Annotated in this window: 18 protein-coding genes; 12 read left to right on the top strand and 6 right to left on the bottom strand. The window is 70.2% G+C overall.

Going from position 1 to position 22,467, the window contains the following annotated elements:
- Positions 1-41: 41 nt before the first annotated feature.
- The 6 genes from gcvH (at position 42) to CJ197_RS13480 (ending at position 7,359) form a co-directional block, all read left to right on the top strand.
- Complete coding sequence (gene gcvH / locus CJ197_RS13505; RefSeq protein WP_102237266.1) at positions 42-413, top strand: glycine cleavage system protein GcvH; 372 nt, start codon at positions 42-44, stop codon at positions 411-413.
- 111 nt (positions 414-524) lie between these two features.
- Complete coding sequence (gene gcvP, locus CJ197_RS13500; protein WP_102237265.1) at positions 525-3,464, top strand: aminomethyl-transferring glycine dehydrogenase; 2,940 nt, start codon at positions 525-527, stop codon at positions 3,462-3,464.
- Positions 3,465-3,553: 89 nt separating this feature from the next.
- Positions 3,554-4,765 carry a cobalamin-independent methionine synthase II family protein gene (locus CJ197_RS13495; protein WP_102237264.1) on the top strand — a complete coding sequence of 404 codons (1,212 nt, stop codon included), beginning with the start codon at positions 3,554-3,556 and terminating at the stop codon, positions 4,763-4,765.
- Between the two features lie 137 nt (positions 4,766-4,902).
- Entirely contained in the window at positions 4,903-6,051 is a 1,149-nt protein-coding gene (locus tag CJ197_RS13490; RefSeq protein ID WP_102237275.1) for a glycosyltransferase family 1 protein, read from the top strand.
- Between the two features lie 227 nt (positions 6,052-6,278).
- Positions 6,279-7,022, top strand: coding sequence for a gamma-glutamyl-gamma-aminobutyrate hydrolase family protein (locus CJ197_RS13485; protein WP_102237263.1), 744 nt, complete (start codon positions 6,279-6,281; stop codon positions 7,020-7,022).
- Between the two features lie 82 nt (positions 7,023-7,104).
- Positions 7,105-7,359 (top strand): hypothetical protein, encoded by a 255-nt coding sequence (locus CJ197_RS13480; protein WP_102237262.1) that lies wholly within the window; start codon positions 7,105-7,107, stop codon positions 7,357-7,359.
- Between the two features lie 166 nt (positions 7,360-7,525).
- Here CJ197_RS13480 and deoD read toward each other — a convergent pair whose 3' ends face one another.
- Positions 7,526-8,254, bottom strand: coding sequence for a purine-nucleoside phosphorylase (deoD, locus tag CJ197_RS13475; RefSeq protein ID WP_102237261.1), 729 nt, complete (start codon positions 8,252-8,254; stop codon positions 7,526-7,528).
- A 244-nt stretch (positions 8,255-8,498) separates the two neighbouring features.
- On the opposite strand from deoD, the gene CJ197_RS13470 reads away from it, so the two are divergent.
- Positions 8,499-9,830, top strand: a complete 1,332-nt coding sequence (locus tag CJ197_RS13470; RefSeq protein ID WP_102237260.1) for an MFS transporter — start codon at positions 8,499-8,501, stop codon at positions 9,828-9,830.
- Here CJ197_RS13470 and CJ197_RS13465 read toward each other — a convergent pair.
- Both CJ197_RS13465 and CJ197_RS13460 read right to left on the bottom strand, forming a co-directional pair.
- Positions 9,819-10,454, bottom strand: coding sequence for an L-threonylcarbamoyladenylate synthase (locus CJ197_RS13465; RefSeq protein WP_102237259.1), 636 nt, complete (start codon positions 10,452-10,454; stop codon positions 9,819-9,821). The two genes, CJ197_RS13470 and CJ197_RS13465, sit on opposite strands and share 12 nt — an antisense overlap.
- Before the next feature lie 52 nt (positions 10,455-10,506).
- Positions 10,507-10,872 (bottom strand): DUF952 domain-containing protein, encoded by a 366-nt coding sequence (locus CJ197_RS13460; RefSeq protein WP_102237258.1) that lies wholly within the window; start codon positions 10,870-10,872, stop codon positions 10,507-10,509.
- 24 nt (positions 10,873-10,896) lie between these two features.
- On the opposite strand from CJ197_RS13460, the gene CJ197_RS13455 reads away from it, so the two are divergent.
- From CJ197_RS13455 to CJ197_RS15430, 4 genes are read left to right on the top strand one after another with little or no spacing between them, the layout of a single operon-like run.
- Positions 10,897-11,280, top strand: coding sequence for a GNAT family N-acetyltransferase (locus CJ197_RS13455; protein WP_102237257.1), 384 nt, complete (start codon positions 10,897-10,899; stop codon positions 11,278-11,280).
- Entirely contained in the window at positions 11,277-11,774 is a 498-nt protein-coding gene (locus tag CJ197_RS13450) for a low molecular weight protein-tyrosine-phosphatase (protein ID WP_102237256.1), read from the top strand. The genes CJ197_RS13455 and CJ197_RS13450 overlap by 4 nt, the downstream gene beginning before the upstream one ends.
- The gene (locus tag CJ197_RS13445) at positions 11,771-13,225 is read left to right on the top strand and encodes an amidase (protein ID WP_102237255.1); all 1,455 of its coding nucleotides are present in this window, start codon (positions 11,771-11,773) and stop codon (positions 13,223-13,225) included. Before CJ197_RS13450 ends, CJ197_RS13445 begins: the two co-directional genes overlap by 4 nt.
- Positions 13,222-13,653 carry an RNA-binding S4 domain-containing protein gene (locus tag CJ197_RS15430; protein ID WP_255407891.1) on the top strand — a complete coding sequence of 144 codons (432 nt, stop codon included), beginning with the start codon at positions 13,222-13,224 and terminating at the stop codon, positions 13,651-13,653. The genes CJ197_RS13445 and CJ197_RS15430 overlap by 4 nt, the downstream gene beginning before the upstream one ends.
- Before the next feature lie 147 nt (positions 13,654-13,800).
- Here the strand turns inward: CJ197_RS15430 and CJ197_RS13435 are convergent, their stop codons facing one another.
- On the bottom strand, positions 13,801-15,198 hold the full coding sequence (locus tag CJ197_RS13435) for a PrsW family intramembrane metalloprotease (RefSeq protein ID WP_102237254.1): 1,398 nt from the start codon (positions 15,196-15,198) through the stop codon (positions 13,801-13,803).
- Between the two features lie 252 nt (positions 15,199-15,450).
- Here CJ197_RS13435 and clpB point away from each other — a divergent pair, with 252 nt between their 5' ends.
- Positions 15,451-18,150 carry an ATP-dependent chaperone ClpB gene (clpB, locus tag CJ197_RS13430; RefSeq protein WP_102237253.1) on the top strand — a complete coding sequence of 900 codons (2,700 nt, stop codon included), beginning with the start codon at positions 15,451-15,453 and terminating at the stop codon, positions 18,148-18,150.
- 6 nt (positions 18,151-18,156) lie between these two features.
- Here clpB and CJ197_RS13425 read toward each other — a convergent pair whose 3' ends face one another.
- Together CJ197_RS13425 and leuS are read right to left on the bottom strand one after the other, a co-directional pair.
- Positions 18,157-19,353, bottom strand: a complete 1,197-nt coding sequence (locus CJ197_RS13425) for a hypothetical protein (RefSeq protein ID WP_102237252.1) — start codon at positions 19,351-19,353, stop codon at positions 18,157-18,159.
- A 94-nt stretch (positions 19,354-19,447) separates the two neighbouring features.
- Positions 19,448-22,396, bottom strand: coding sequence for a leucine--tRNA ligase (gene leuS / locus CJ197_RS13420; RefSeq protein ID WP_102237251.1), 2,949 nt, complete (start codon positions 22,394-22,396; stop codon positions 19,448-19,450).
- Positions 22,397-22,467 lie beyond the last annotated feature (71 nt).

Genomic DNA, 22,467 nt, shown 5'->3' with positions numbered 1-22,467 from the left:
CCACTCCATCTCCCGCAAGGACACCTGAAGGAAGGACCCTCATGTCTGACAAGCTTCTCTACTCCAAGGACCACGAGTGGGTGCGCGTCGAGTCCGACGGCCTGGCCGTCATCGGCGTCACCGACTTCGCCGCCGAGCAGCTCGGTGACGTCGTCTACGTCGACCTGCCCGAGGTGGACGATGAGATCTCCGCCCACACCGAGATGGGCGAGATCGAGTCCACCAAGTCCGTCTCCGACCTGTTCTCTCCGCTCAGCGGCACCGTCACCGAGGTCAACCAGGCCGTCGTGGACAGCCCCGAGCTGGTCAACTCCTCGCCCTTCGAGGACGGCTGGCTGATCAAGGCCCGCTTCGAGTCTCTGCCGGAGGATCTCCTGGACGAGGCCGGCTACAAGGCCATCACCCAGTCCTGATCCCACCGGGCGGGCGGTCGCACTGCGGCCGCCCGCCCGTCATGTCGGCCCACCCGACCCCACCGTCATCACCCATGTACATCCGCTTCTGAGCAGGGGAACTTCGACTCCATGACCGCATCGCCCGTGTCCGACCACGACTCCTTCGTCCGCCGCCATGTCGGCACCGATTCCGCCGCCCAGCGGCACATGCTCGAGGTGCTCGGCTTCGAGTCGCTGGACGAGATGCTGCGGGCCGCGGTGCCCGGCACCATCCTGCTCGAGGAGGGGTCCGCCGGAGCTGCCTCCGCCGTGCCCGCCGGGATCACCGAGCCGGCGGCGCTCGCCGAGCTGAAGGCGCTCGCCTCCCGCAACACCGTGCGCCGCTCCCTGATGGGCATGGGGTACTTCGGCACCCACACCCCCGCGGTGATCCAGCGCAACGTGCTGGAGAACCCCGCCTGGTACACCGCCTACACCCCGTACCAGCCGGAGATCAGCCAGGGTCGTCTGGAGGCGCTGCTGACCTTCCAGACCATGGTCTGCGACCTCACCGGTATGGACATCTCCAACGCCTCAACGCTGGATGAGTCCACCTCCGCGGCGGAGGCGCTGATGCTGGCCCGCCGCACCGCCAAGCGCAACGGCAACGTGTTCCTCGTCGACGCCGACGCGCTGCCGGCCACCAAGGAGGTCCTCGCCGGTCGTGCGGAGGGCCTGGGCATCGAGCTGCGCGAGGTCGACTTCGCGACCGAGGGCGCGCCCGAGGGCGAGTACTTCGGTGCGCTCATCCAGTATCCCGGCGCCTCCGGCCGCATCTGGGATCCCCGCACGGTGATCGAGCAGGTCAAGTCCACCAAGGCCGTCGCGATCGTGGCCGCGGACCTGCTGGCTCTGACCATGCTCGCCTCCCCGGGCTCGCTCGGGGCCGATGTCACCGTCGGCACCACCCAGCGCTTCGGCATCCCGCTCGGCTTCGGCGGCCCCCACGCCGGCTTCGTCGCCGTGCGCAAGGGCCTCGAGCGGCAGCTGCCCGGCCGCCTGGTCGGCGTCTCCAAGGACGCCGACGGCAACCCCGGCTACCGCCTGTCCCTGCAGACCCGCGAGCAGCACATCCGCCGCGACAAGGCCACCAGCTCCATCACCACCGCACAGGTGCTGCTGGCGGTGATGGCAGCGATGTACGCCGTCTACCACGGCCCGGAGGGGCTGACCAGGATCGGCCGCACCGTCGCTGATCACACCGCCCGGCTCGCCGATGTGCTGCGCCGCAGCGGCTTCCAGCTGGCGAACGAAGCCTTCTTCGACACCCTCGAGGTGCAGGTCACAGGGCAGGCGCATGACGTCGCCGCGAGCCTCAGGGACGCCGGGTTCCTGGTGCACACCATCGGCGATGACCGCGTGCACCTGTCTCTGGACGAGACCGTCACCGCGGAGGATGTGCGCTCGATCGCCGCAGCCTTCGACGCCTACGCCAGCGAGCCCGGCCAGGAGCTGGCCGAGGTCACCTCCGGCGCGGGCTGGGACTCCCTGGTGCGCGAGGATCCGTTCCTGCAGCACCCGGTGTTCTCCTCCTACCGCTCCGAGACCGCGATGATGCGCTACCTGCGCCGCCTCGCGGACCGCGACTTCGCGCTGGACCGCGGCATGATCCCGCTGGGCTCGTGCACCATGAAGCTGAACGCCGCCACCGAGATGGCCGGCATCTCCTGGCCCGAGTTCAACGCCATCCACCCCTTCGCCCCGCGCGAGGACGTGGCCGGCTACCTGGACCTCATCACCCAGCTGGAGACCTGGCTGACGGACCTCACCGGCTACGACACCGTCACGCTGCAGCCCAACGCCGGCTCGCAGGGCGAGTACGCGGGCCTGCTGGCGATCCGCGCCTACCACGCCTCCCGCGGCGAGGGATCGCGCGACGTGTGCCTGGTGCCCTCCTCCGCACATGGCACCAATGCCGCCAGCGCCGTCAACGCCGGCCTGCGCGTGGTGGTCGTGGACTCCGATGCCGGCGGCAACATCGACCTCGATGACCTCAAGCAGAAGATCAAGGACCACGGCGATCAGCTCGCCGCGATCATGATCACCTACCCGTCCACGCACGGCGTGTACGAATCCGAGGTGCGCACCGTGTGCGAGCTGGTGCACGATGCGGGCGGCCAGGTGTACGTGGACGGCGCGAACCTCAACGCGCTGCTGCAGGTCGCCAAGCCCGGTGAGTTCGGCGGAGACGTCTCCCACCTGAACCTCCACAAGACCTTCTGCATCCCACACGGCGGCGGTGGCCCGGGCGTCGGCCCGGTGGGCGCGAAGGCGCATCTGGCGCCGTTCCTGCCCGGCCACTTCGCGATGCAAAAGCCCGAACATCCGGTCGCGGGCCAGGGCGATCAGGTCCACGGCGGCAAGCCCGTCTCCCAGGCGCCCTACGGCTCCCCGTCGATCCTGCCGATCAGCTGGACGTACATCCGCCTGATGGGCCCGGAGGGTCTGCGGCATGCCACCGCCTCCGCGGTGCTCGCGGCGAACTACACCGCCAAGCGCCTCTCGGAGTCCTTCGAGATCCTCTACACCGGGGAGAACGGCCTGGTGGCCCACGAGTGCATCGTGGACCTGCGGCCCTTCACCGACCGCACCGGCATCACCGTCGATGACGTCGCCAAGCGTCTGATCGACTACGGGTTCCACGCCCCGACGATGTCCTTCCCCGTGGCGGGCACCCTCATGGTCGAGCCGACGGAGTCCGAGGACCTCGCAGAGATCGACCGCTTCGTCGACGCGATGCTCATGATCGCGAAGGAGGCCGAGCAGGTTGTGGCGGGGGAGTGGCCCAAGGACGACAACCCGCTGGTGAACGCCCCGCACACCGCAGCGTCGGTCGCAGTCGAAGAGTGGACCCACCCCTACTCCCGCGAGGTCGCCGTCTACCCGGGCATCCATGCCACCGCGGAGGACCCGGCCGTGCACGACACCCGGGCCATGCGGGTCCAGGCGAAGTACTGGCCGCCGGTGCGCCGCATCGAGCAGGCCTTCGGCGACCGCAACCTGGTGCCCACCTGGCCGCTCGAGGGCTGAGGTTCCCTCGCGCGCTCAGCCCACGCCCTGTGTGAACGACGATGACGCCCCGGCCGCCTGGCCGGGGCGTCATCGCATACGGTTCCGGCATGACCGAGATTCTCACCACCCACGCAGGCTCCCTGCCGCGCACCCCCGAGCTCATCGCCGCCAATGCGAACCGCCCCACCGATGACGACGGGCTCACCCCGCTGCCCTCGGAGGAGTTCTCCCACACCCTCCGCGAAGCCACCCGTGACGTGGTGGCGCGCCAGCAGCAGATCGGGATCTCGATCCCGAATGACGGGGAATACGGGCACGTGATGGGCACAGCCGTGAACTACGGCTCCTGGTGGTCGTACATCTTCGACCGCGTGGACGGCCTGGAGCTGACGGGCGAGGACCACCTCACCTCCCAGCCCGTGCGCTCGGAGCCCGGGAAGGTGCGGCTGACCTCGTTCCCGGACCGCCGCGACTGGGTGCGCTTCCGCGATGCGTACCAGGATCCCGAGTCCGGGATCTCCCTGGGCGCGCAGCGCACCTTCCCGTCGGCCACCGGCGCGGTGTCCTACAGCGAGCGCGGCCGGGAGCTGGTGGATCAGGACATCACCAACCTCCGCGCGGCCCTGGACGCCAGCGGTTACGACAACGGCTACCTGGCGAGCCTCTCGCCCGGCTCCGGCAGCCGGATCGTGGACGCCCACTACCGGGACGAGGACGCGTTCTTGGATGCTTGGACCGAGGTCATGCGCGTGGAGTACGAGGCGATCGCGGCCGCGGGCCTGGTGGTTCAGATCGATGACCCCTCGATCGCGGAGAACTGGGACCAGATCAACCCCGAGCCCACCGTGGAGGACTACGTGGCCTTCACGCAGAAGCGCGTGGACGCGATCAACCGCGCCCTGGTGAACGTGCCCACCGAACAGACCCGTTTCCACCTGTGCTGGGGCTCGTGGCACGGCCCCCACACCACGGACATCGAGCTGAAGCACCTGGTGCCGCTGCTGCTGCAGATCGACGCGAAGTACTACTCCTTCGAGGCCGCCAACGCCCGCCACGCCCACGAGTGGACGGTGTGGCAGGACGTGGATCTTCCGGCCGACAAGGTGCTCGTGCCCGGCATCGTCTCCCACTCCACGAACGTCGTGGAGCACCCGGAGCTGGTGGCGCAGCGCATCGAGCAGTTCGCGCGGGTGGTGGGTCCGGAGCGGGTCATCGCCTCGACCGACTGCGGTCTGGGCGGACGCATCCACCCCGACATCGCCTGGACGAAGCTCGAATCCCTCGTGGAGGGTGCCGCGATCGCGTCCGCACGGCTCTGAGGAAGGTCGCGGAGGTGCGGCTCTGAGGCGGCTCCTGCCGCCTCGCCGACGGCCCGGGCGAAGAGTTCACCGGGCCGTCGGCGACATGTCACGTGGCCGTGACACGGGGGCAGGACGCGCGGCGCATCATCGGCGGCGTGAGGATCCTTGTCGTCGCCGAGTCCTTCCTTCCGCACATGAACGGGGTCACCAATTCGGTGCTCCGCGTCGTCGACCATTTCGCCGCCACCGGGGATGATCTGGGGATCATCGCCCCCAAGTGGCCGGGTGCCGATAAGCACCTGCGCACCTCCTGCGGCCGCCGCATCCGCGTGCGCCGCGTCGCCTCCGCCCCCATGCCGGGGTATGCCGAGGTGCGGATCGCCACCACCAGCGCCGGTTCCCTGCGCCGCCGCATCGAGGACTTCGAGCCCGATGTCATCCATCTGGCCTCCCCGATGATCCTCGGCGGCCGCGCGGTGGTCGCCGCCCAGAAGCTCGGGGTGCCGACGGTCGCCGTGTACCAGACGGATATTCCCGGGTATACCGCCCGCTACGGCATGCCGTTTCTGGAGAGCGCCACCTGGCAGCTGCTGCGCGATGTTCACAACCGCGCCACCGTGAACCTCGCCCCGTCGACCGCGACCCGCGATCAGCTGATCGACCACGGGATCGAGCGGGTGGACCTGTGGCGCCGCGGCGTGGACACCTCCCTGTTCTCCCCGAGTCTGCGCAGCCAGAAACTGCGCGCGAAGTACACCGAGCGCGGCGAGAAGCTCGTGGTGTACGTGGGGCGCCTCGCCCCGGAGAAGCAGGTTGCGGACCTCAAGGTCATCCACGATATGCCCGGGGTGCGGCTGCTCATCGTGGGGGAGGGGCCCGAGCGGGACGCCCTGCGCCGCGAGATGCCGCGCGCCCGCTTCGCCGGGTTCCGTTCCGGCACCGATCTGGCCACCCACATGGCCAGCGCCGACCTGTTCATCCACCCCGGGGAGCTGGAGACCTTCGGGCAGACCATCCAGGAGGCCATGGCCTCGGGTCTGCCGGTCATCGCCCCGCGCAGCGGAGGCCCCGTGGATCTGGTGACCCCGTCGTCCACCGGCTGGCTGTACACCCCCGGGATGCTCGATGAGCTGCGCGAGCACGCGGGCGACCTGCTGTTCGACGACGCCAAGCGTCTTGCCTTCGGCCGCGCCGCGCAGGACGCTGTGCGCAAACGCACCTGGCCGGTGCTTGCCGAGCAGCTCAAGGGCTACTACCACCAGGCCATCGCCGAGCACCACCAGGTGGGAGCGGGCTTGCGCTGAGCTGCCCATCGGCCGAACCGGGGCACGCGCAGCTGCCGCCAGGCGCATCGGGCAGCGCGCCCACATCGATGGTTCTGCGGGGTGCCGGGTCGGCTCCGGCGGCTTCCCCGCCCGGGCGCGCCGCCGTCACATTCCGCCACAAACCTCGCCCACCCTGACGCGCAGGGTGTCTCCTGGGTGCTGTCGCGGTCCCGCGGCACTGGATCCCACGGAGAGAGGACAGCATCATGGCGCAGCGCACCCGTCGCCCACTCATCGGCGTGACCGCGGGGACCGCCACCATGATGTCCGGGGCGTGGGTCGGCCATGACGCCGTCACCCTGAACACCGCGTACGTGCGCGCGCTGCGGGCCATCGGCGCCCGGCCCGTCGTCATCTCCCCGCAGGATGAGTGGACCGATGAGGAGATCGCCGAGCTCGACGGCCTCGTCCTCACCGGCGGCACCGACCTGGACCCCGCCACCTGGGGCGCAGATGCTCTGCCCACCGATCTCACCCCGGACCCCGCGCGCGATGCCTTCGAGACCGCGCTGTACCGGGCGGCTCGCCGTGCGGGCGTGCCGGTGCTCGGGATCTGCCGCGGACTGCAGCTGATCGTCCTGGCCGAGGGCGGTGACCTGCACCGCCACCTCCCCCTGGATGTCCCCGCGCACCCGGCGACGGGGGAGCGGCCGACGACGGTCGAGGCGCGCATCGTGCCCGACAGCGACCTGGGGCTCGTGCTCGGCACCCGTGCCCGCGTCACCGCCTTCCACCATCAGGGCGTGCGCAGTCTCCCGCCGAGCCTGCGCCCGGTCGCCTCTCACGAGAGCGGCCTGGTGCTCGCCGTCGAAGCCACCGGCAGCCCCGCGGTGCTGGGCATCCAGTGGCATCCCGAGCTCGACGGCGATGCAGGCCGGGCCGTGTTCGAGGTCCTGCTCACGGCGATCCGTCACCGTGCCGAGACCACGGAGGCGCCTGCGCTGGTCTAGGATGAGCACGGCTGTCCGCGCCCGTCCGCGGATCCGCTCAGCCAGAGCATCGACGTCAGAGCATCGACAGAGGACAAGGCAGATGAGCATCGAGCACACCACCGCCCCTGAGGAGCGCGAGGCCCGCGAGGACAACGTCACCTCGCGCGGCAACAGCACCGTGCTGTCCGTGATCCTGTTCGTGGTGCTGTTCGGTCTGTTCGCCGGCGGGCTGTACGTCATGAGCCTGATCTCCATGGACGAGCCCTCCGTCGGCCTGTTCCTGGGCGGCCTGACCATGAGCCTCGTCGCGCTCTACGCCACCTTCGACCTGGTGCCCCGCGTCCTCAACCGCTGAGCGCGTCCCGCGCGGGGTCGCGCGCCCGCGCGCGAGGCCTGCGCCCGCGCCGCACCGCGCCCCACTCACTGCACGTTTTCGGCTCCTGCGTTCCAGATCTGGAACGCAGGAGCCGAAAACGTGAAGAGGAAGGGTGTGGGCCCCGCGCTCGGCGCAGCTCCCACACTCAGCGCGTGCTGTGGTCGCGCTCCAGCCGCACGATGGTCTCGAGCGCCATGACGATCATGTCCTCGAAGGTCTCCTGGCGCTCCTGCGCGCTGGTCTCTTCCCCGGTGATCAGGTGATCGGAGACGGTGCACAGCGCGAGCGCGCGGCGCGAGAACTGCGCGGCCAGCGTGTACAGCGCCGCTGCCTCCATCTCCACGCCCAGCACGCCGTACTGCGCCAGGTTCTTGGTCACCTCGGGGGAGGGGTTGTAGAACTGGTCGGCGGAGAACAGCCCACCTGCGGTCCACGGCAGCAGTCGCTCATCGGCGACCTCGGCGGCGATCCGCGCGAGTGTGAAGTCCGCGGCCGGTGCGAAGTTCACGTGTCCGAAGCGCGGTACGTTCATCGCCGAGTCGGTCGAGGCCGCGACGCCGAGCACCACGTCCCGCACCTTCACCGCCTCGGAGAGACCGCCGCAGGAGCCCACGCGGATGATGGTCTGCACGTCGTACTCCGCGAGCAGCTCATGGGCGTAGATCGCCATCGAGGGCTGGCCCATGCCGGAGCCCTGCGCGGAGATCCGCACTCCCTGGTACGTGCCCGTGAAGCCGAGCATGCCGCGCACGTCGTTGTACTGGACGGGGTCCTCGAGGAAAGTCTCGGCGATCCACCGCGCACGGTAGGGGTCACCGGGCATCAGCACGTGAGGGGCGATCTGATCAGGGGTAGCACCGATATGTGTCGACATGGCATCACGGTACGGCCCGCAGTCCCCGACTGCGGGCAGGCGCACCTGGTGTCGCCAGCACTGGTGCGCCCAGGGCGGCCTCCGGTGTGCGCTGATCGCGCGCCCGATGCACCCGGGTCGGCCCCCGATACACCCCGATCGTCCCCCGACGTGCCTCGGTCGGCGCCCGATGTGCCCTGATCGACCCTGGTGAGGGGCCGACGGGGCTCGCATCGGCCCTCCGAAACGGGGACAATGGTGACCCGTGAACGATCACGCCACCTCGCCCGTCTCTCCTCGGCCCACTCGCCGCCGGCCCGCCCCGCCAGCGGATGCTCGCCGTGCCCGCTGGGCGGTCTCTCTGATCTTCCTGCTCAACGGCGCATCGTTCTCCGCGATCCTCCCGCGCTACCCGGAGCTCGTCGAGCGGATCGGCCTGACGAACACCGCCTTCGGTCTCGCGGTGGGCATCGGGCCCGTGGGCGGGCTGTTGGCGGGCCTGTTCGCCGCCACGCTCATGCGGCGCCTGGGCTCAGCGCGCACCGCCGTGCTGTTCCAGACCATCGCTTCCACCTCCCACCTGCTGGTGTACACCTCGGCCTCCTGGACGTGGCTGGCCGCGGCGCTGCTGCTGGCCGCCGGGGCCGATGCGATCACCGACATTGCGATGAACGCCCACGGCATGCGCGTCGAGCGCCGCTACCGCCGCTCGATCATGAACAGCTACCACGGCTGGTGGTCCCTTGGCGCGGTCGCCGGCGGCCTGCTCGGCGCCGCAGCCGCACAGCTCGGCGTGCCGCTGTGGGCCCAGGGTCTTGCCGGACTACTCCTGTTCGGAACGCTCGCCGTGGGGTCGCTGCGCTTCATGCTGACCGGGCACGACACCCTCGAGCGGGAGGAACTGCTCGCCGCCGGACCCTCCCCAGCCTCCGCAGGCGAGGTTCCCGCCGATCCCGCGCCGGGCGGCCTCCGGATCGCCGGAATGAGCCTGCGGGCCCTTGGGCTGATTCTCGCCCTCGGTGGGATTCTCACCTTCGCCGGCGCCACCGAGGACGCCGGCAACACGTGGGGCGCCCTGTTCATGAAGGACACCTTCACCGTCACGCCCTTCATGGCCGGGATGGCCTTCGTGGCGCTGCAGGGCGCCCAGACCGGTGGGCGCTTCCTGGGCGATGTGATCGTGGACCGCTTCGGGGACCGCGCCACCGCCCGCGCGGGGGCGCTGCTGTCCGCCGCGGGGATGACCCTGGCCCTCTCCGTGCCGACCCCCGCGACCGTGCTGCTTGGCTTCGCCTGCGCCGGCTGGGGCGTGGCGACCCTGTTCCCTGCCGGCTTCCGCGTGGCCGATGAGCTGCCGGGCGTCCCCCCGGGCGTGGGCATCACCGTGGTGGGCTGGCTGGCTCGCGTCGGCTTCGTGGCCACCCCGCCGCTCGTGGGCGCGCTCGCCGATGCCGTCACCCTGCGCTACGCCTTGTGGGTGATGCCGGTCTACGCGCTCGGCATCATCGCTTTCTCGGGTGTGCTCAGCCCCCGCCTGCCCGCCGCGGATCCACCGCAGGATCCGGCGGCAGGTTCACCGTCGGCCTCAGAAACGTGAGACGTCCCCGGCGCCCTCGCGCGCGATGACCAGCCCATCCCCGGACAGATCCACCACGGTGGTGGGCTCGATGCCCACCTGCCCGGAGTCGATGATCGCCTCCACCTGCTCGCCCAGCAGATCCTGCACCACCCAGCCTTCCGCGGGCGGATCCTCCTGCCCCGGCAGCAGCAGCGTCGAAGAGACGATCGGCTCCCCGAGCGCCTCGAGCAGCGCATGCGTCACCCGATGCTCCGGGATCCGCACCCCGACGGTGTGCTTCTTGGGATGCGCCATCTTGCGCGGCACCTCCCGCGTGGTCGGCAGGATGAAGGTGTACGGCCCCGGCGTCGCATTCTTCACCAGGCGGAACACCGGGTTGGAGACGATGACGAACTGCCCCAGCTGCGCGAAGTCCGCGCACACCAGCGTGAAGTGATGGTCCTTGCCCACCTGCCGGATGCGTCGGATCCGCTCGAGAGCGTCCGTATTGCCCAGCCGACACCCCAGGGCGTAGCAGGAATCGGTGGGGTAGGCGATCAGACCGCCGTCCTGCAGCACCGCCACCGCTTTGTCGATCAGGCGGGGCTGCGGATCCACCGGATGGATATCGAGATACTGCGCAGAGCGCTGTGAGCGGGCCATACCCCAGGGTACGCCCGGAACGGCCGACGGGGGTGGGCCGGGGCGCCGGTCCTCAGGCCACCACGACGAACTCGCGGCCGATCCACTTCGTGCGTCGCAGCCGCAGCACCGCACTGACCGGCAGCGGCCCCATGATGTGCGGGTAGCCGCGCCCCTTGCCGTCACGGTCCGCCTCGATGTCCACCGCGACGCCCGATGCCTCCACGCGCGCCACATCGATCTCCAGGATCACCAGGTTCTCTGGCCGGTCCGGGTACACCCGCTTGGCCACCTGCGAGACCTGCTCCGGCCACGAGGCGTGCACGAAACCTTCCTCGGCGAGGGAGCGGCCCCGCGTGGACTGGGTGTACCGGCCCGACGGCACCGCGGCCTCCCAGGCGGACAGCTCGGTGATGTGCCAGATCAGGGGCGCAGGCATGGGCCGCAGTGTACCGTGACCGGCATGGATGAGACCTCTGCGACGCCAGGCGCGGTGCGCCTGGTCCATGACGCGGACCGCGACCGCTACGAAGCTCTCGACGGCGAGACGGTCATCGCCGTGCTCGCCTACGGCGATGAGGAGCTGCCCCACGCCGATGACGCCCCGTCGGGTGCCCCCACCCGCCTGCGGGATCTGCGCTCCACCGTGGTCGCCCCCGACCGCGGCGGGCAGGGCATCGGTTCCGCGATCGTCCGCTTCGCCCTCGATGACATCCGCGAGCGCGGGATGGCCGCCCGGGCCACCTGCTGGTTCGTGCGCGGCTGGATCGAGCGGCACCCGGAGTACGAGGATCTCGTCGCCAGCCCCCGCCGCCCCGCCCCGTCCGCGCAGGAGGAATCCTCGTGACCTACCGCATCATCACCGTGTGCACCGGCAACATCTGTCGCTCCCCGATGGCGGAGTACGCCCTGCGCGCCGCCCTGGCCGATGCCGGCCTCGATGAGCAGGTGGAGGTGGAATCCGTCGGCGTCTCCGAGTGGGAGGTCGGCAATCCGGTGGACCCCCGCGCCGGCGCCCTGCTTGAGCGGCACGGCATCGACGCCTCCGCTCACCGCGCCCGCGCCATGGACGCCGAGGACCTGCGCGCGGCGGATCTCGTACTCGCCCTGGACCACGATCACGTCGGCCCTCTGCAGCAGGCACTGGGAGAGGAGCGCGCCGCGCGCACCCTGCGCATGGTCCGCGACTTCGCTCCCGGGCACGTGGAGGACACCGGCATCCGCGACCCGTGGTACGGCACCGAAGCGGACTTCGAGCTCGCCTGGGACCAGATCGACGAGGCGATCCCAGGGATCCTCGAGCAGGTCCGCAAGGACCGTGACCGTGAGGCGTCCGCATGAGCGCTGCACCGCTCAGCGCCCTCGAGACTGCCGCCGCGCTGCGGGAGGGCGCGCTGGATGTTCACGACCTTGCCGCCCAGACCCTCGAGGCGGCGCAGGGTGTCGGTGCGCAGGTGGGTGCCTTCGCCCATGTCCTCGAGGACCTCACCCTGCGGCAGGCTGATGCGGTCGCTGAGCGTCTGCGGGCGGCCCGCAGTGCGAGCGCCCGCGAGGACCTCGCCGACGCCGCCCCGCTGCTGGGCGTCCCGTTGCCCATCAAGGACCTCACCCAGATCGCCGGAGAGCCCTTCGAGGCAGGCTCGCTCGCCCTGCAGGGAAACATTGCGCAGGTCACCGACGGGGTGGCCGAGAGCATCCTCGCCGCCGGCACCCTCACCATCGGCAAGACCAGCACGCCGGAATTCGGGATGCCCTGCTACACCGAACCAGCCACCGGCGCCCCGGCCCGCACCCCCTGGGACCAGCGCCGCACCGCCGGGGGATCCAGCGGGGGCGCCGCCGCTGCGGTCGCGGCGGGCGTGGTGCCGCTGGCCCACGGCTCCGACGGCGGCGGCTCGGTGCGGATCCCTGCCGCCTGCTGCGGCATCCTGGGGCTCAAACCCTCCCGCGGCCTGGTCTCCCCGGGGCCGCATGCGAGCGAGGGCATGGGACTGGTGACCGACGGGATCCTTGCCCGCACCGCCCGTGACCTCGCCGCTGGCCTGGACATCATCGCCGGGCCCCGCCCTGGCGACTTCGTCCCGCCCGCCGCCGCGCCCGCATCCTTCCTCACCGCACTGGAGCAGGCGGAGGCTCCCGGGCCGCTGCGCATCGCCGTGCTGCGCGAAGGCTTGGCCGCCGACCCCGAGGTGCACCCGGCCGCGATCGCGGGCCTGGAGCGCGCCGGCGAGCTGCTGCGCGGCCTCGGTCACGAGCTGACTCAGATCCCCGCCCCTTTCACCCCGCAGCAGTGGGAGGCGTTCATGCCGCTGTGGACGGTGGGCGCCGCCACGATCGACCTGCCTCCCGAGCAGGAGGCACAGCTGCTGGAGCTCACTCGCTGGCTGCGCGAGCAGGGGCGGGGCTTCAGCGGCGTGGATCTCGCGCGCGCATTCGGCGGGGTGCAGGCTCTGGCGCGTCGCACTCTCGAGGAGCTCGCCCCCTACGATCTGGTGCTCACGCCCGCGCTCGCCGGCCCTCCGGCCTTCCCGCAGGATCTGCAGCTGTCCGACGGCGGCGCGGACTTCGACGCCCAGCGTGCCTTCACCCCTTGGACCAGCAGCTGGAACATGCTCGGCACCGCGGCGATCGCGATCCCGCTGCACCGCGAGGAGATCGACGGGATCGAGCTGCCCTTCGGCATCCAGCTGGGCGCGACGGGCTGGGGTGCGGAGCCGCTCCTGCTGGCGCTCGCCGCGCAGCTGGAGGTGCTGGACCCGTGGCCGCTGGTGCGCGCACCGCAGCAGCCGTGAACGCCGCCGACTCCGGCCCGGCCGCAGCAGGAGACCGGGCGGCCACAGTCCGTCTGGACGTGTGGCTGTGGAGCGTGCGGCTGATGAAGACCCGCTCCGCGGCGACGGCCGCCTGCCGCGCCGGACATGTGCGCCGCAACGGCGAGCCGGTCAAGGCTGCGCAGCGCATCGTGGTGGGCGATGAACTGCGGATCCGCGCACCCGGCCGGGAGCGGATCATCGTGGTCACGCGGATCCTCACCACCCGCGTGGGCGCACCCATCGCACGCACCGCCTACGAGGACCACAGCCCCGAGCCGGCCCTGCAGCTGGCGGCCGCGCCACCCCGCCGTGAGCGGGGGACCGGCCGCCCCACCAAGCGCGAGCGGCGGGCACTGGACCGTCTGCGCGGCCGCGACTCCTCGCGGCGCGATGGCGGCGGGTACTGAGCGCCTGATTCTGCGGCCTCTGCTGCCCCGGCTGCCTCTGTTGCCCCGGCGGCTTCTGCCGCGTCTTCTGCCGCGGCTTCTGCCCGTGCCGCTTCTGCCGCGCGGGGACGTCCTGAGCCCGCGCGGCGGCGAGAGGCTGGCCCCGGCTCAGCGAGCGTGGGCGAGCAACTGCTGGCGGTTCGACGTCAAGCGGCCCAGCAGCTGCCGTTCGGTCTCCACGACCTTCGGATTCGCGCCATCGGCCAGGAGCCGCTGCCGAATGGAGGCGAGGTCCGCGCTTTCGCGGATGAACCTCTTCATGATGGGCTTCGCCCCGATCTGCGCGGCCCAGCGGCGACCCTCGCGTCGGCCCGACCAGGTGGCGAGCATGTTCACCTCTTCGTGCGTCAGCCAGCCCTGGTTCGCGTAATCGCCCAGGCGCACGCGCGTCAGGCGGGACTCATCCCAGACCAGGAGACCGATGACGATCAGCCAGACCAGCGCGATCACGGCCTTGGTGCCGTACATGAGGAGCAGGCTCACCAGCCCGCCGGGCAGGATGGTCGCACTGAGGTTCCAGGCCGCATGCATGAGCATGCCCGGGATCAGCGCGGGGATGAACGCGATGAAGGTGGGGATCGTCCCCCACTTGCGCGCCACGTACCCCATGATGATGCCGGTGGCCGAGGTGTAGATGGCATGGCCGAAGATGTTCCCCACGCCGCGCAGCATCACCAGGAAGACCAGCCCTCCCACGCCAGCGCCCTCGAAGCCGCGCGTGTAGTAGATGATGTTCTCGGTGAAGGCGAAGCCACCGCCGATCAGGGCGCCGTAGATCAGGCCGTCCAGCGGGCCGTTGAAATAGCGGCGCGCGAGAATCAGCAGCAGCAGCAGGCCCAGGCCCTTCGTGCTCTCCTCGACCAGCGGAGCGCTGATCACCGGGCCGAAGAAGTTCGTGATCGGTTCACTGCCCGTGATCGCGTAGACGATCAAGCTGTTGAAGGTGTTGATCCAGTAGCTGCCGAAGGCAGAGACCGCCGCTCCCCAGAAGATTGCGATGATCAGCAGGGGGATGGGCTGGGGATCCCACCGGTCCGCGAGCAGCATCACCAGCGAGATCACGATCAGGGACATCAGCGCCAGGAACGCGGCGACCGGCCACCAGATGGGGCTCGAGGAGGCCGTCACCACGAAGTCGAGGAAGAAGTAGCCCAGCACCAGAAGCAGGGCGAAGCCCAGCATGACCAGAGCGATCCACACGAGGATGCTCGTGGTGGGAGCCTTGGTCGCCTCCTGCTCGACCTGCTGCACGCGGCGGGTCTGCGTGGCCCACGCCGACTGCGGCTGTGCCTGAGCCGGCCGCTGGATCTGCGCCGGACCGAAGCGGGCGGCCGTCAGGCCCGAGGTGGGGCGCACCGAGGTGTCGTAGGCGCGCGGATTGCCGTAGTCGCGGAAGCGCGGCTGCGACTGGAAGGCGGGTGCGTCGGGCACATGGGTGGGCGCGCCGGGGCGGGGACGCCCGTTGGGCATGTACTGCCCGTGGGGCTGCTGCGGGGGGTGGGACATGACGGCCTCGGTTTCGATGGCGGTTCACTGCTGGGTGGAACGGCACGACGACGGCATCGGTTCCCCTGGACGGGCGCGGTGCGGTCCCGCGACGATGCTACAGGGAGGAAGGTCCCCTCGGCCGTGCCCCGGCATGATGGTGGATAACGGTCCGGAACAGCGTTACAGCCCACACTCCGCGAAGTTGAGCGGAATAGACTCAACCTGGTGTGCGTTGATCCCGATGTCACCGACCATCCGGAGAGGAGCACCGTGGAGTTCCGATTCACCACCCGCTCGCAGGAAGCCGTCACCATGGCGGCTGAACGCGCCGCTGAGCTCGGCAACCCGCAGATCAGCCCCCTGCACCTGCTGTGGGCACTGATGGGGCAGGCAGACGGGATCGCCCGCGCGGCCCTCGAGGCCACCGGCGCCGACCCCGAGGCCGTGCGTGAGCGTGCCGAGAATGCCATCACCGAGCTGCCGCGCGCCACCGGGGCCTCTGCTGCCTCGCCCACCTTCGTCGGCCCCGGCTTCGATGCCCTGGAGACCGCCCGCAAGGAGGCCGACGCCGCCTCCCGCACCTACCTGTCCACCGAGCACCTGCTGCTGGGCATCGCCCTGGGCAGGGATTCCGCCGCTCGTCTGCTCTCCTCCGTCGGAGCTGGCCCCCGCGCCCTCCGCACCGCCCTTGCCACCCTGACCCCAGGAGATGACCCCATGACCCAGATGGACTCCCAGAACCCTGAAGGAACCTTCAAGAGCCTCGAGAAGTTCGGCGTGGACCTCACCGACGCCGCCCGCGAAGGCCGCCTGGACCCCGTGATCGGCCGCGACAGCGAGATCCGCCGCGTGATCCAGGTGCTCAGCCGCCGCACCAAGAACAACCCCGTCCTCATCGGCGAGCCCGGCGTGGGCAAGACCGCCGTCGTCGAGGGCCTGGCCCAGCGCATCGTCGCTGGGGACGTGCCCGAATCCCTGCGCGGCAAGCGCCTGGTCTCCCTGGACCTCGCCTCGATGGTGGCCGGCTCGAAGTACCGCGGCGAATTCGAGGAGCGCATGAAGGCGGTCCTCGACGAGATTCGCGACTCCGGCGGGCAGATCATCACCTTCATCGACGAGCTGCACACCGTGGTCGGCGCCGGTGGGACCGGCGATGGCTCCATGGACGCCGGCAATATGCTCAAGCCCATGCTCGCCCGTGGTGAGCTGCGCATGGTCGGTGCGACCACCCTGGATGAGTACCGCGAGAACATCGAGAAGGACCCGGCGCTCGAGCGTCGTTTCCAGCAGGTGTTCGTCGGTGAGCCCAGTGTTGAGGACACCGTGACGATCCTGCGCGGTCTGAAGGACAAGTACGAGGCCCACCACAAGGTCACCATCACCGATGCCGCGCTCGTGGCCGCCGCGTCGCTCTCCAGCCGGTACATCTCCGGTCGGCAGCTGCCGGACAAGGCGATCGACCTCGTGGATGAAGCGGCGTCGCGCCAGCGCATGGAGCTGGACTCCTCCCCGGAGGAGCTGGACATCCTGCGTCGTCAGGTGGACCGCCTGACGATGGAAGAGCTCGCGCTCAGCGGCAGCGAGGACCCCGGCAGCATCGCGCAGCTGGAGTCGGTGCAGGCCCAGCTGGCCGAACGCCGCGAGCAGATGGAAGAGCTGGCCGCCCGCTGGGAGCGGGAGAAGGCCGGACTGAACCTTGTGGGCGACCTCAAGGCGCAGCTCGAGCAGCTGCGCATGCAGGCCGACCGGGCTCAGCGCGAGGGTGACCTCACCGCCGCCTCGAAGATCCTCTACGGCGACATCCCTGCCCTCAAGGAGGAACTGCGCACTGCGGAGGAGCAGGAGGCCGCCGGTGAGGAGGAAGACGGCCCGATGGTGGCCGACAAGGTGGGCCCGGATGACATCGCTGATGTGGTCTCCAACTGGACCGGCATCCCCGCCGGGCGCCTGCTGCAGGGTGAGAGCGAGAAGCTGCTGCACATGGAGGAGATCATCGGGCAGCGTCTGATCGGCCAGGTGCGCGCGGTCACCGAGGTGTCCGATGCGGTGCGCCGCTCCCGCGCGGGGATCGCGGACCCCGACCGTCCCACCGGCTCCTTCCTGTTCCTCGGCCCCACCGGTGTGGGCAAGACGGAGCTTGCGAAGGCGCTCGCGGAGTTCCTCTTCGACGATGAGCGGGCGATGATCCGCATCGACATGTCGGAGTACGGCGAGAAGCACTCCGTCTCCCGCCTGGTCGGTGCCCCGCCCGGCTACGTCGGCTACGACGAGGGCGGCCAGCTCACCGAGGCCGTGCGGCGCCGTCCCTACTCGGTGGTGCTGCTCGATGAGATCGAAAAGGCCCACTCAGACGTGTTCGACATCCTGCTGCAGGTGCTCGATGACGGCCGCCTGACCGACGGTCAGGGCCGCACCGTGGACTTCCGCTCGACGATCCTCATCCTCACCTCGAACCTCGGGGCGCATGCCCTGCAGGATCCGGCGCTCGGGGAGGAGGAGAAGCACGAGCGGGTGATGACCACCGTGCGCGCCTCCTTCAAGCCGGAGTTCCTCAACCGCCTCGACGACATCGTGGTCTTCGAATCCCTCAGCCGTGAGCAGCTCGCCCGCATCGTCACCCTCCAGGTGGCGGAGGTTGCGCGACGGCTCGAGGATCGTCGGATCACGCTGGATGTTGATGAGTCCGCGACGACCTGGCTCGCCCAGGAGGGCTTCGACCCGCTGTACGGCGCCCGGCCGCTCAAGCGCCTGGTGCAGAAGCAGATCGGCGACGCCCTGGCCCGCCTCATCCTCACCGGTGGCGTCCACGACGGTGAGCGCGTGACGGTCACCGCCGGAGAGGGTGGACTGGACCTCGAAGTCCAGCACACCGCCTCGGAGGACGATGAGCAGGCTGCCGCGGATGGGGACCCCGCACAGGGCGATGTATTGGCGGGCGAAGCATCGTCGGGTGCGGCGACGCAGGGCTGATCAGCCTCACCCCCGTTCATCCCAGGGCAGCGGGACGTAGGTGCGGCGCAGCTCGTAGGCGGCCTGCGCATCGGTGATGCGGTCGCGTCCTTCCTCCAGGAAGGACGCGACCGATTCCATCTCCTCGGCCGTGCGGTGCAGCGGCGCGGCAGCCTGCGGGCTGGCGACCTCGACTACGTCCGCGGTGTGTCCGATCATCTCGCCCGCGCCGCCGATGACCGCTGGTGCCGCGAATGCGGTGAGGATCTCGGCACCCGACCCGGCCTGGCGATACATGCCCCGCTCGAGGGTCCGCGCGGCCGCGGCTGCATCCCGCTCGCCCACCGCCTCGGACAGCTCCTGGGTGGTCTGCAGCGCCCCCGCGAAACCGTGGTCCATGCCCTCCACCACCTGGGCGAAGGTCGAGCGCTCGCCGATGGCGATGCCGGACAGCGAGTGCATCATCTTCGGTCCGGTCAGCGCCGGGGTGAGCACCCCGAGCCCGGCGTTCTCCAGGCCCCTCTCCACGCCGTCCAGCGCCTGGCCGACGATCTCATGTCCTGGCAGCAGCCACTGCGCCGTACCTGCCAGAGGAATGGCGCCCAGCAGTTTGCGGCGTCCCTTCTGTGCCTGCTCCAGGACCTCCGGGTCCAGGGCGTACTGGTCATCCCGGGGGACAGGTTCCCGCGGCGGTGGTTCGCCTGGCAGGGGTTCGTGCTGGAACGGACCCCAGACCTCTTTCAGCGAGGGGAGCGGGAGATCCCGCAGCTTTTCGCCCAGACGGATCGGGTCGGGGTGGATCATCGGCCCGAAGATCGTCGGCAGATCCAGGGGATCGCGCTGTCCCTGGGCCTCGCGCGGCATGAACCCCGGTCGGGGTGGCCAGGTGAAGGGCTGGTTGCCGAAGTCCCGCTCGGGCGGGGGTGCGCCACGGGTGGGGCTCCCGTCCCCGGAACCGTCGGCGCGAGAGCACTCCTCCTGTTCCCGGGACTCTTCGAACAGGCGGCGGGCGAGGCGTGCGATCTCGCGGCCTACCTCCCGCGTCTTCTCCATCATCCGGTCATGCAGGGTTCGCCAGTCATCGGCGTCCGGCCCGATCCATGGCACGGTGTGCGCGGTATCGGTCAGGGTCGTGGTCAGGTCCCCGAGCCGCTCGGCGGCGTGCTCGAAGGTCTCGGAGACTGTGGTCAGAGCGTCGGTATCGGATCCCCAGAAGGTGTTCATGGCCCGACCGTAGGGACGCCGACGGGGCCTGCGCAGCACAGGCCCCGTCATTGTGGATACCGGCGGGTTGTGGAGGAGAGGTCCTCGGCTCCGCTCAGATCACGAGGTTCACGATCTTCGGGGCGCGGACGATGACCTTGCGCAGCGTCTGGCCCTCCAGCAGCTCCTGGACCCGCTCCTCAGCCATCACGGCCGCCTCGAGGTCCGCCTCGGCGATCTCCGGGTCCACCTCGATGCGGTGACGCACTTTGCCCTTCACCTGGATCACGCACGTGACCAGCTGCGCCTTGGCGAGCTCCGGGTCGGCCGTCGGGAACGGCGCCCGGGCCACCCGGTCGCGGTGCCCCAGGCGCTCCCACATCTCCTCGGCCAGGTGCGGGGCCAGCGGCGCCGCCATCAGCACCAGCGGCTCCACCGCCTCGCGCGGCACCGCACCGGTCGCGGTCAGCTGCCGCGTCAGGTGGTTCACCAGCTCGATGAGCTTTGCGATCGCGGTGTTGAACTGCAGACGCCGCATATCGCGGCCCACACCCTCGATGGTGCGGTGCACCGCCCGCAGCGTCTCCTCATCGGCCGCGTCCTCGCTGATGACGCTCTGACCGGTCTCCTCATCGACCGCCAGGCGCCACAGCCGCTGCAGGAAGCGCTGTGCGCCCACCACCGCGCGGGTCTCCCAGGGTCGGGAGAGCTCGAGCGGTCCCATCGACATTTCGTAGACGCGGAAGGTGTCCGCCCCGTACTGCTCGTACATGTCATCGGGCGTCACCATGTTCTTCAGCGACTTGCCCATCTTCCCATACTCCTGCGTCACGGGGCGGCCCTGATACGAGAAGGATCCGTCCTCTTCCTCGACCACATCGTCGGCGGGCACGTAGAAGCCGCGCTCGTCGGTGTAGGCGTAGGCCTGGATGTAGCCCTGGTTCAGCAGGCGGTGGAAGGGCTCCTGGCTCACGACATCCCCGCGATCGAACAGCACCTTGTGCCAGAAGCGCGCGTACAGCAGGTGCAGCACCGCATGTTCCACCCCACCCACGTACAGGTCCACGCCGCCGACGTCGCCCGCCTCGCGCGGCCCCATCCAGTAGGCCTCGTTGGCGGGGTCGACGAGCTGCTCATCGTCGGTGGGGTCGATGTAGCGCAGCTCGTACCAGGAGGACCCGGCCCAGTTGGGCATCGTGTTGGTCTCGCGGCGGTACCGCTTGGGGCCGTCGCCCAGGTCCAGGGTGACGTTCACCCAGTCCTCATTGCGTGAGAGCGGGGTCTGCGGCTCGGTCTCGGCGTCCTCGGGGTCGAAAGTCTGCGGCGAGAAGTCCGAGACCTCCGGCAGATCGACCGGCAGCATCGAGGTCGGCAGCGCGATCGGCACGTCGGGGGCGTCCTCGGCGTACACGATCGGGAAGGGCTCGCCCCAGTACCGCTGGCGGGAGAACAGCCAGTCGCGCAGACGGTACGTGGTGTGGGCGCGACCGAAACCGCGCTCGAGCGCGAACTGCAGGGCCTTCGCCTTCGCCTCGTCGATGTCCAGGCCGTTGAGGTCCAGCTCGGCGCTGGCGGAGTTGATCTTCTCGCCTTCGCCGGTCCACACGCCCTCATGCCCCTCGGGCGGGCGGACGGTGCGGATGATCGGCAGCTCGAAACGCTCGGCGAAATCCCAGTCGCGGGCGTCCTCCGCCGGCACGGCCATGATCGCGCCGGTGCCGTAGCCCATCAGCACATAGTCGGCGGTGAACAGGGGCAGGCGGCGCCCGTCGAGGGGATTCAGGGCCCACAGGCCGGTGAACACGCCCGTCTTCTCGCGATCATCGGCGGTGCGCTCTTCGGTGCTCTTCGCCGCGGCCTGCGCCTGATAGGCGGCCACGGCCTCGCGGGGAGTGGCATGGCCGCCGGTCCAGGCCTCCTGCGTGCCCTCCGGCCAGGCGGCGGGCAGCTCCTGCGGGTCGACGATCAGGCCGTGCTCGGGGGAGAGGACCGCGAAGGTCGCCCCGAACAGGGTGTCCACCCGAGTGGTGAACACCTCGAAGGAATCGTCGTGGCGCGCGGTGCCCTCCGCCGAGATCGTGAAGCGGATGATCCCGCCGCGCGAGCGGCCGATCCAGTTGCGCTGCATCGCCTTGACCGCATCCGGCCATTCCACCCGCTCCAGGTCATCCACGAGCCGATCGGCGTACGCGGTGATGCGCATGTTCCACTGCCGCAGGCGGCGCGAGAACACCGGGAAGTTGCCGCGCTCAGAGCGGCCGTCGGGCGTGACCTCCTCATTGGACAGCACCGTGCCGAGCCCCGGAGCCCAGTTCACCGGTGTCTCCGAGACATACGCGAGACGGAAGGCTCCCAGCAGAGCCTCGCGCTGCGTCTGATCGAGGGTGTCGCCGGTGGCGAGAGCATCGGCGAGCTGCGTGGGCAGCTCCACGTTCGTGCGCTCAGCCAGGCGCAGCGGATCGATCTCGCCTGCGTCCAGCAGCTCCCGCAGCTCCGCGATGGGGCGCGCACGACCGGTGACGCCGTCGGCATTCTCGGCATCCGGGTCATACCAGGAGTCGAACAGGCGCAGGAAGATCCACTGCGTCCACTTCACGAACTCCGGGTCCGTGGTGGCGAAGGTGCGGCGCGGATCGTGCGAGAGACCCAGCCGGTGCAGCTGCCGGCTCATGTTCGCGATGTTCGCCTCGGTGGTCTCGCGCGGATGGGTGCCGGTCTCGATCGCGTACTGCTCGGTGGGCAGACCGAAGGCGTCGTACCCCATCGCATACAGCACGTTCTTGCCGAGCATGCGCTGGTAGCGGGCGTACACGTCGGTCGCGATGTAGCCCAGGGGGTGGCCCACGTGCAGGCCCTTCCCGGAGGGGAAGGGGAACATGTCCATGATGTAGGCCTTATCCGGCAGCGCGCCGGTGGCGGCCTCCTCCAGGGACGCGGCCGACGCCCGCAGCTCGCCCACGGGGTTGTCGGCGTGGAAGGTGCCCTCCGCATCCCAGCGCGCCTGCCAGCGACGCTCGATCTGGTCCGCGAGCTGTGCGGTGTACCGGTAGGGGGCCTCGGTCATCGATCCATCCTTCGCTGTGGGGTCTGTGCTCGCCCGCTCACGGGCCCTGACATGAAAAAGCCCTCGCATAG

Source organism: Brachybacterium sp. UMB0905 (assembly GCF_002871795.1).
GTDB lineage: Bacteria > Actinomycetota > Actinomycetes > Actinomycetales > Dermabacteraceae > Brachybacterium.
The sequence above is the reverse complement of the archived record's forward strand: the minus strand, read 5'-3'. Positions and strand labels throughout refer to the sequence as shown.